The sequence below is a fragment of the Streptomyces sp. NPDC044002 genome, from assembly GCF_056434525.1.
Map to the genome: position 1 here is coordinate 1 of NZ_JBWKEZ010000135.1, position 6,854 is coordinate 6,854.

A 6,854-nucleotide genomic window follows, 5' to 3' on the forward strand; every position below is an offset into this window, starting at 1 on the left:
TGCAGGGGGGACCCTGTGGGAGAGTAGGACGCCGCCGAACAATCATTGTGGGAAAGCCCCGCACCTTCTGGTGCGGGGCTTTTCTGCGTTTAGGGCTTCTTCCGCGAGGTGATCATCTTGGCCGCGCTCCACGACTTCGCCACCTGGGAGCCCCTGTTGCGCCGGCTCCGTGCCGACAATGCAGAGGTGCTCGCCACCCCTGGCGGTTACGTCGCGGGCCACATCGACCATGACGGCTGGACCATGCCGTGGCGGCGCCGGACCGACAGACGGAGGTCTGCCGTGATCGGGGAGCTCAAAGCCATGGCCGCGATGACGGACGGGATACAGGCAGCTGCGAACCGCTCGGGCCTGGACGGCGTCTCGTTCACAGCAGAAATCTCGCCAGCCGGGACGACGGTGCTCCACGTCCTCTGTACCGGTCCGGCCGTGGAGGGGGGCATCGCCACCGCTCACCCGGGGACGCTGCTCCTGGTCGAAGGGGCGGTTGCCGAACCCTGGCGCCGGCTGCCCGATCCGACGCCCGAGGCAGTGCCGGCGCCGTCCGCGGACCCGGTGTTGCTGGAACGGACCCTCCGCGAACGGCTGCCTGACGCCATCGGCGCCACCGAGGAGGAGATCGCCGCAGCGGAGGACCGGCTCGGCATCCCGTTGCCGGACGAACTCAAGGCGCTGTACCGGGTGACGCGGGCACGGTCGGTCGACTGGGGCCACGGTGAGGCAGCGTACGAAGCGGCCGGGCGTGTCTTCGAGGCCGTCGGCTGTGAACTCGGCCCCCTGGACTTCCTTTACACCGCGGACGCGTCGTCCCGCCCGGCACCCTGGGAGTTCACCGCCGAACGAGCCGTCGTCACTGCCCCCGACGCGCCAGTGCAGGGCCTCGTCGGCTCGCCGGGGTGGCTCGTCTTCGGCGACAACGGAGGTGGCGACCGGCTCGCGGTCGACCTGTCCCCGGGCCCCGGAGGCCACACCGGGCAGATCATCATGCTCGACCACGAGCAGTTCATCGGCGCCGAACTGCTGGCGGACTCCCTTACCGACCTGGTGTTGGGCCGGCGCCGGCGATGGCGCCTGAGGGACGAGAGCTGTCCACCGGTTGTGGCGGCAGTCGACCCCCATCACCCGGACCGTGAGGCAGCGGCCGTGCACCCCGACCTCGAAGTCCTCACCATCGGGAAACGGGGAGGGCTCCCGTTCAGCCTCGCGGCCTTCGCCGGACTGCCCCGCCTGCGGACCCTGACCGTGGCTCCCGGCACGCTCGCCGACCCGCTGCAGATCGCAGGGCTGGCGGCGCTGGAGTTCCTCGCACTCGCCCCGGAGGACTGGCGCGTACTCCTCGACGCCGGAGCCGTCCCCCGGAGTCTCCTGGCAGCCCGGATCCGCGTACGCGGCGACCGCGACCCGCTCGCGACCGCCGATCTGGCCAACGAACTCCTCGCCCTCTGGCACCGCCCTCTGATCACCCGGACCGTTGTCGAAGGCGACCTGGGACCTGAGGAGGGGTCGTGGGGCTGATCCTCTTCCCGGACGACGGGGACATCACCAGCCCGGACGCCACCTGGTCCTGCCGCAGCTTCCACGACTTCCGGTACGCCCTGGCGCAGGCCGAAGGGTTCGCCCTCGACGACATGTGGGGCTTCGGCGGCGAACGCCCGTGGAGCGAGGTCGCCACCGTGCTTGAGCCCCTCCTCGACCACCCCGACGTGGCCGGCGATCCCCTCACGGCCGCCGACTGCGCGGCCATCGCTCCCCGGCTGGAGGCGATCGCCGACGACTGGGCCCGGTACCGCACCGACGGGCTCCGGGAACGGCACGTCGAGGACGCCCGGCGACTGGCCCTCGTCCTGCGGTTCTGCGTGGAGAAGGGCGTTCTCCTGCTCTTCGGCTGAGCACCCGGCCCGGGCGCCGGGCGCCAGGCGGGGTGTGGGGTGTGAGGATGAGGGGTATGCGCGATTCGTACGGCTCCCTCCCGGTCACCGCTGCTTTCCTCGCCGGCTGGCGGGAGGAGGTGTCGGCGGCTCTGGCGGCCGTGGTGGCCGGCTTCGAGGAGAAGTACGGGTACGGCCCGGAGGAGAACGCGATCCACCCGCCGGAGGCGGCGGACCGCGCCGCCGCGGACCGGATCGCCGCAGAGGCCTCGGGCTTCGCCGACCTCGCGGCCTACTACGGCGAGATCGGCGCCGTGCACATGGGCGACATCGGCAACGGATACTTCCTGCACCCCGCCTCCCACGCCGTCGATGAACGCACCGCGCTGCCCGAGGCCGGCGGCGCCGTCCCCGCCGTGCTGATCGGCTCCGACGGGGGCGGGATCCTGTACGCGGTCGCCCCGGACGGCGCCGTCTGGCGGTCGCGGACCTCCTCCGAGGAAGGCGGGTTCGACCGGATCACCGGCGGCCTCGCGGAGTTCCTCGACCTCCTGCGCCGCTCGGTCGACCGCTTCCACGACTCGGGGCAGCCCGGACTCGTCTAGCGCGCGTGTTTCTTTGAGGCCTGAGCACCAAGTCCACCTGGCCGCAGACGGCCGTGCACGACCTCTGGCGGTCATGGCCCCGCATCCGCGTGCCGCGAGGCGGCCCAGGCAGGCCCCGGACCCGGCCGCCCGCCCCGCTTCGACAGAGACCGAACCTGGCGGCGCCTTGTTCAGGCGAGCTGCACCGGCGCGGCTTTCGGACCTCGGGCCGTGCCCGCTTTCCCCTGTACAGCTGCCACGCCGGTCGGCCCATCGCCCACGGCCACCGTGTCCGTTACGCGGGCGTTCGAGGTGTCGATGACCGACAGCGTGTCCGAGTCGAAGTTGCTGACGTGGACGAAGGAGCCGTCCGGGCTGACGGCGAGGCCGTTGGGGCCGTCTCCCACGGCAACCGTTTCCGTGACGGCGCGGCTGCGGGTGCTGATCACGGACACGTTGTCGGACCCGATGTTGGCGACGTACACCTGTCGCCCGTCCGGTCGCACCCCGATCCCCGCAGGCTGGTCCCCGACCGGGATGCGGTCCGTTTCCGCGCCGTCGTGGACGTCGACCACCGACACGTCGTCCGAGGTCAGGTTCGAGACGTACAGGCGGCGGCCGTCGGGGGTGAGTACCAGAGCGGTCGGTCCGCTGCCGACAGGGATGGTGCCGGTGACCGTTCCGCTGGCGGTGCGGACCACTGAGATGGTGCCGGACGCGGCGTTGGCGACGTACAGGGTGCATCCGTCGGGCGCGACCGCCACGCCCAGAGGGGCATCGCCCACCGCGACGGTGTCCGTCACGGCACGGGTGCGAGCGCTGATGACCGACACGTTGTCCGACCCGACGTTGGCGACGTAGACGTTCCGGTTGTCGGGCGAGACCGTCACTCTGCTCGGTTCGTCCCCGACAGCGACGGTGGCGATGACCGTCCTGGTCAGGGCGTCGATCACCGATACGGTGTCCGCCGCGGAATTGGTGACATAGACGCGGGAGCCGTCCGGGCTGACGGCCACGCTGTCCGGTCCGTCCCCGACGGGAATGCTGTCCACGACCGTGCCCGTGCCCGTGCCCGTGCCGGTGTCGGTGTCGACGACGGACACCGTGTCGGAGTGGAGGTTGGCGATGTAGACGAGGGCATCAGGCCGCGGAGACAGCCCGACTGCCGTCGTCCCCACGGATGCGCCGGCCGGGTTTCCCGGTCCCGTCAGCGCCGCTGTCACACAGAGCACCACGGCTGCTCGGCGCGCCAGGTCCTGACTCCTCGTCATGGGGCAACGCTAGGTCTCCGGAGCGGAAAGCCACGTGAGGCTCACGCTCAGGCTGACCGGACGGCGCATCGTGGCCGCCGCCTACGCCGACTCCATCCACACCGGCCGCACCCTGGGCAACCCCACGAACGGGGAGGCCTTGACTCTCAGGTCACGCGAGACGGCACAGTCGGATCCGTGGACAGGAGAAACCTGCTGCCGATCGGGCAGTTCTCGCAGGCCAGCAGCCTTTCGATCACCGCACTCCGGCACTACGACGCCAGCGGCGTACTGGTGCCGGCGTACGTCGACCCGGTGAGCGGCTACCGGTACTTCCAGCGGGACCAGGTGCGTACGGCACGGGCGATCAGGACGCTGCGGCAGCTGGACATCCCAGTCGACGAGGTGCGCCGGCTGCTCGGGGCCGGCGAGGAGGAGCTGGTCGCCGCCCTGCAGGGGCGGCTGCGGGCGGCAGAGCGGCGGCTGGAGGTCCAGCGCTCCGCGGTCCACAGCCTGTTGAGCCGACTGACCGAAGGAGCAGGGATGACCCACCGCGTCACCGTCCGCCAGGGCGCCGCCGAACGGATCCTCGTCCGCGGGGCGACCCTCGACAACTCCGGCCTCGACGCCTTCCTCCGCAGTGCCTACCAGGAGCTGTACGCGGTCGCCGGCCGCGGTCCGCTCACCTTCACAGGGCCCGCTTTCGTCCGCTTCCACGGGGTGTGCGACGACGAGAACGAGACCCTCGTCGAGGCGTGCCTGCCGTTCTGGGAGGGCGGCGCGCAGCCCGCGGACCTGCCCGAGGGCATGACCGTGCGGGAGCTGCCCGAGACCACCCTCGCCTGCACGGAGGTCGCGGGAGCCGCTTCCGCGTTCCCGCGGATCCTCGGTGCGTACGACGCCGTCGCCGACTGGATCGGCGCGCACGGCTTCGTCTTCGCGGGCCCGGTCCGGATGGTCTACCGCCGGTGGACCGGGACACCGGACGCCCCGGACAACCGCGTGGAGATCGCCTGGCCGATCGACGAGCCCGCGGACGTCCAGTGCTCTGCCTGACCTGGGTGGTTCGCCGGGGTAGCCGGCGTTCAGAGCCCCTGGACGATCAGTCTCTTGCTGTCCGTGTTCCGGATGCGCAGAGGTGCGATCGCCTGGTACTCCGCCGACTCGTTCCAGGCTCGTGCTGCAGCCAGGTCGGGGAACTCCACCAGGACCATCTGCCCCGGTTCCCAGGCGCCCTCGACGACGTCCACCTCGCCGCCCCGGGCGAGGTACCTGCCACCGTACGGTTCGAGTGTCGCAACCACCTTTGACCGGTACTCGGCCAGTTCCTCGGCATCACCGGTCAGCTGCACGTCTGCGATCACGTAAGCGGTCATGGGACCGACCCTAACCAGAGCTCCCGGCGTCGTGATCAAGACCGGCCGGCCGGCGAGCTGCCCCGGTCGGCGCACTAGGGGACCAGTACGACCTTGCCGAGGTTGCGGCGCTCCTCGATGACGGCGTGGGCGCGGGCGGCCTCGCGGAGGGGGATCCGCGCGTGGACGGCGGTGCGCAGGGTGCCGGCGTCGCGCAGCTCCCAGAGCTCGCGCCGCCAGCGGGCGTAGACGTCGGGCTGCCCGAGGGCGATGGCCCGCATCTGGAAGCCGATCAACGAGGCCCCGCGCAGCAGGAGTTCGTACGCCTCCACGGTGCCGCCGCCGGAGCTGAAGGCCACCAGCCGGCCGCCCGTGGCGAGGGCGCGGACGGCGGGGCCGAGGAGGTCGCCGCCGACGCCGTCGAGGATCACGTCGTACGGGGCGCCCCAGTCGGCGTCCTCGTACAGGACGACCTCGTCGGCGCCCAGGCCGCGGACGAAGGCGGCCTTGTCGGCGCTGCTGACGGCGGCGACCACGCGCCCGGCCCCGCCGGTCTTGGCCAGCTGGAGGGCGAGCGTGCCCACCGCACTGGCCGCCGCCGTGACGAGGACGGACTCCCCGGGCCGCACGTGCGCGGCCTCGTACGCGCCGCGGGCGACCAGCCCGCTGCGGACCAGCGCCACCGCGTCGACGGCGGTCGCCCCGTCGGGGACGGGTGAGGCCATCGCGGTGGGGAGTACTGCGTACTCGGCGTAGGCGTCGGCGAAGCAGAGTCCGGTGACGCGGTCTCCGACGGCGAAGGAGGTGACGCCCTCACCGACCCCGACGACCACGCCCGCCACCTCTCCGCCGAACGCCACGGGCCCGCTCCCCTCCCGCACCTTGCGGACGGTGGGCAGCGTGACCCCGATGGCCTCGGTCCGGACGAGCAGCTCCCCGGGCCCGGCCAGGGGGCGGTCGACTTCCTCGGCGACCAGGACTCCGGGTCCGCCGTTGACCTCATGGCGCATGCGCAGCACAGGACCTCCCCGATCCGAGTTCAGAATTCGTTGGGTGCCCCAACGATAAGGTGAAGTCGTGGGGAAGTCCAACGATTCTTGGGTAGGGTGCGCGCATGACCTCAGCCCTCGGACACATCCAGTCCCTGCCCACCTGGCTCGTCGGCCGCGTCGCGGCGCGCGGGCGGGGCCTGGTCGCGGAAGCCATCGCGGCGGAGGGCCTGAAGCTCATGCAGCACGCGGTGCTGGCCGCGACGGCCGAGTACGGCCCCGTGGCCCAGGCGGACCTGGGCCGCCGGCTGGCCGTGGACCCGAAGGACATGGTCGGGATCCTCAACCACCTCCAGGAGGCGGGCCTCGTGCTCCGCTCCCCGGACCCGGCCGACCGGCGCAAGAACGCCGTCACCGTCACCCCGGAGGGAGAGGCCACTCTGGCCCGCTGCGCGACCCTCGCGGAAGCCGCGAACGAGCAGCTGCTGGCCCCTCTCGCCCCGGCCGAGCGGGACACCTTGATGGCCCTGCTGGCACGGGTGCACGAGGCTCCCGCGCCGTTTTGACACCCCCGGGGCAGGGTTGTAGAGTCAAACGGTTGCCTCGAACTGGACAAGTTCGGCGACCACCACTCCACAGGGAATCTCTCCCGGGTGGAGTGCATTCGACTCTCCATTCGGAAACGTTGAAGCCGGGAAATCCGGTGGAAAACTTCTGATAGAGTCGGAACCGCCGGAAAGGGAAAGCGCGAAAGCGCAGAACCTCGAAAGCACCGAGGAAATCGGACACGAAAGAGTCTGATAGAGTC

8 protein-coding genes are annotated in these 6,854 nt (G+C 71.4%); 5 read left to right on the forward strand and 3 right to left on the reverse strand.

The features are described from left to right. Positions 1 to 117 precede the first annotated feature (117 nt). The 3 genes from AC07A6_RS41070 to AC07A6_RS41080 are packed head-to-tail and all read left to right on the forward strand — an operon-like array spanning position 118 to position 2,473. Complete coding sequence (locus AC07A6_RS41070) at positions 118 to 1,515, forward strand: SMI1/KNR4 family protein (RefSeq protein WP_478780508.1); 1,398 nt, start codon at positions 118 to 120, stop codon at positions 1,513 to 1,515. Continuing rightward, complete coding sequence (locus AC07A6_RS41075) at positions 1,506 to 1,889, forward strand: hypothetical protein (protein WP_478780509.1); 384 nt, start codon at positions 1,506 to 1,508, stop codon at positions 1,887 to 1,889. Before AC07A6_RS41070 ends, AC07A6_RS41075 begins: the two co-directional genes overlap by 10 nt. 56 nt (positions 1,890 to 1,945) lie before the next feature. Further along, positions 1,946 to 2,473, forward strand: a complete 528-nt coding sequence (locus AC07A6_RS41080) for an SMI1/KNR4 family protein (protein ID WP_478780510.1) — start codon at positions 1,946 to 1,948, stop codon at positions 2,471 to 2,473. 170 nt (positions 2,474 to 2,643) lie between these two features. On the opposite strand, the gene AC07A6_RS41085 is transcribed toward AC07A6_RS41080, so the two are convergent. Then, complete coding sequence (locus tag AC07A6_RS41085) at positions 2,644 to 3,723, reverse strand: beta-propeller fold lactonase family protein (protein WP_478780511.1); 1,080 nt, start codon at positions 3,721 to 3,723, stop codon at positions 2,644 to 2,646. A gap of 177 nt (positions 3,724 to 3,900) precedes the next feature. On the opposite strand from AC07A6_RS41085, the gene AC07A6_RS41090 reads away from it, so the two are divergent. Then, complete coding sequence (locus AC07A6_RS41090) at positions 3,901 to 4,758, forward strand: MerR family transcriptional regulator (RefSeq protein WP_478780512.1); 858 nt, start codon at positions 3,901 to 3,903, stop codon at positions 4,756 to 4,758. Between the two features lie 29 nt (positions 4,759 to 4,787). Here AC07A6_RS41090 and AC07A6_RS41095 read toward each other — a convergent pair whose 3' ends face one another. After that, a complete protein-coding gene (locus AC07A6_RS41095; RefSeq protein ID WP_362474775.1) occupies positions 4,788 to 5,078 on the reverse strand; it encodes a DUF1330 domain-containing protein in 291 nt (96 codons plus the stop codon). Positions 5,079 to 5,152: 74 nt separating this feature from the next. Next, complete coding sequence (locus AC07A6_RS41100) at positions 5,153 to 6,076, reverse strand: quinone oxidoreductase family protein (protein WP_478780513.1); 924 nt, start codon at positions 6,074 to 6,076, stop codon at positions 5,153 to 5,155. A gap of 95 nt (positions 6,077 to 6,171) precedes the next feature. Here AC07A6_RS41100 and AC07A6_RS41105 point away from each other — a divergent pair, with 95 nt between their 5' ends. Beyond that, complete coding sequence (locus AC07A6_RS41105; protein ID WP_478780514.1) at positions 6,172 to 6,612, forward strand: MarR family winged helix-turn-helix transcriptional regulator; 441 nt, start codon at positions 6,172 to 6,174, stop codon at positions 6,610 to 6,612. The last annotated feature ends 242 nt before the right edge of the window (positions 6,613 to 6,854 follow it).